General features: G+C 62.5%; 3 protein-coding genes. All 3 read right to left on the reverse strand.

All coding sequences use genetic code 11. The features are described from left to right. On the reverse strand, positions 1–430 hold a 430-nt coding region (locus Q0L57_RS13850; RefSeq protein WP_366940908.1), incomplete at its 3' end, for a hypothetical protein. A gap of 23 nt (positions 431–453) precedes the next feature. Next, a complete protein-coding gene (locus tag Q0L57_RS13855) occupies positions 454–1,320 on the reverse strand; it encodes a head maturation protease, ClpP-related (protein WP_296743505.1) in 867 nt (288 codons plus the stop codon). After that, positions 1,317–1,975, reverse strand: a 659-nt coding sequence (locus Q0L57_RS13860) for a phage portal protein (RefSeq protein WP_296743506.1), incomplete at its 5' end; no start/stop codon positions are given. The genes Q0L57_RS13860 and Q0L57_RS13855, both read right to left, overlap by 4 nt.

Consider the following 1,975-nt stretch of genomic DNA (forward strand, 5'->3'; position numbering starts at 1 on the left):
TCGGCATCACGTCGATGCCGGGCAGACGCTGAGGCTCGACGACGTCGGCAGCGACGTCCGAACTGATCAGCGCGTTGGTGACCGGCACGCTGTATCGCTTGCCGCCCTGCACGTTCTTGGCGAACTCCTTCAGGCCCTCGTTTTCGACGACCTGCGCGCCGACGCTCTTCGCACGGCCGCGTTCCCCGCCGCTGCGGCGTGCTGACTTCTGCTCGACATCGCCGAGACGCGCCTTCAGTTCATCGACAGCGCCAGTCAGCGCAGTTTGTGTCACCGCCAGTTCGTCGACAACGGTCTTGGTATCGGTCGACAGCTTGCCGAAGTTCTTGACTTCGGTCATCGCCTCTTCCGCCTTCTTGGTGAACTCGTCGCTCACGCGCACAAGTTCGTTCGAGACCTGCTTGAGCAGGTCCTGGGTATCGTCGGCCATGTGGCCTCTCCTATGTGTTGGGGTCAGGCTCTTGCGAGCTTCAGCCGCGCGAGTGCGAGGCTCAGCGGTGTGCTGTCTTCCGCGACAGCGTCGTTGCCAGCGCTCGGCATGGCCTCGCCGGCAGCGCTCGGCTTGCCGTCGATAATCTCTTTCATCAGGCGGCGACGCTCTGCCCGCGGCACGCCTTGCCGCGTCAGTGCCGCCTCTACCCGATACAGGGCGGAAACGTCGTTTCGGGCGCCCTCGCCCTCCTTGACGTCGAAGGCCAGCAGCCGGTCCGCAAAGCCTTCCTCGATCGCTTTCTCGCCAGAAATCCAGTGTTCGGCATCATTCCATGCCGAGATGGTGTCGACCGATTGGCCCGTCCGGTCCGCGAACATGGAGTTCATGGTGGTGTCGAACGTCTCCATGATGTCGGCTGTGTCGCGCATGGCGTGCCGATCGCCCACCGCGATCCATTGAGTGTTGTGGGTCATGACGAAGGCGGTCTTGCCGATCTCGATTTCGTCTCCGGCCATGGCGATGACGGATGCCGCCGAGGCCGCAATGCCGAGGATCTGCACCGTGACCCGCTTCGGATGGGCGCGGAGCATGTTGTAGATCGTGACACCTTCGAAGAAGTCGCCGCCCGGCGAATTGATCTGCACCGTCACCGGCTTCTCGCCGATCGAGCGCAGCGCTCCCGAAACCCGCTTGGCTGTGACGCCTTCACCTGTCCAGAAGTCATATCCGATGACGTCGAGGATGCTGATGACGTCCTCGCTATCGTCCTTGGCCGCGGCCGTCGGCTGCAATCCGGGCGACCACATCGAGGTCGCCTTCTCATTCAGCACGAAAGAGCAGTTCTTGACTTCAGGTCGACGCAGCTCCGGAATTTTACGGATCGTCATTTCTCGTCGTCTCCAAGCGGCGGACCGCCATTGTGGCCGATAGCGGCCGTGGCGGCCGCACGCGTCGACTCTTCGGTGATCGGCACATTCTGCATCTGCATCCGCGGGATGTCGCCGCCTTCCACTGGCGGCCAACCCTCAAGCTTTCTGACCTCGTTGATGGTCATCACGCCGGCACGGAGCATCGCGGTGTAGAATGCGGAGCGCGCCGTGGTATCGCCGCGCAGCAGGTCTTCGTAGTTGATCTTGACCGAGTACTTCAGCCGCTGTTCCGGCGTCAGGATCCGCTTGGCGATCGCCTGCTCGATCCGTTTCAGATCGGTACGCAGGCCGAGCGTGTACCAGGACTGCATGATGGCGGAGACACCGGTCCCCCACATCGTTTGGCCTTCGGCGGAATGGCCGATGATGACGGGCGGAACACCGACCCAGCGGCAAATTTCCTCGACGTTGAACCGCCGATTCAGGATCATCTCGGCATCCTTCATCGACAAGGACACCTGCTTGAAATCCACTCCGCCTTCGAGAATGCCGGCCCAGGGCGCGTTCGGACCACTATTGGCCTCGACCAATGTCTTCCGACCGTCTTCCCGCTGCGTTGGCGTCAGCGGTTTCGTGCCAGACGGCATGACGAAGAAGCCCTTCAGCCGGCCGC

This window comes from Mesorhizobium sp. (assembly GCF_024509055.1).
Classification (GTDB): domain Bacteria; phylum Pseudomonadota; class Alphaproteobacteria; order Rhizobiales; family Rhizobiaceae; genus Mesorhizobium.

Bases quoted from the DNA above. Each gene is read 5' to 3' on its own strand.
- Q0L57_RS13855 (WP_296743505.1), bottom strand. From the start codon at position 1,320: ATGACGATCCGTAAAATTCCGGAGCTGCGTCGACCTGAAGTCAAGAAC.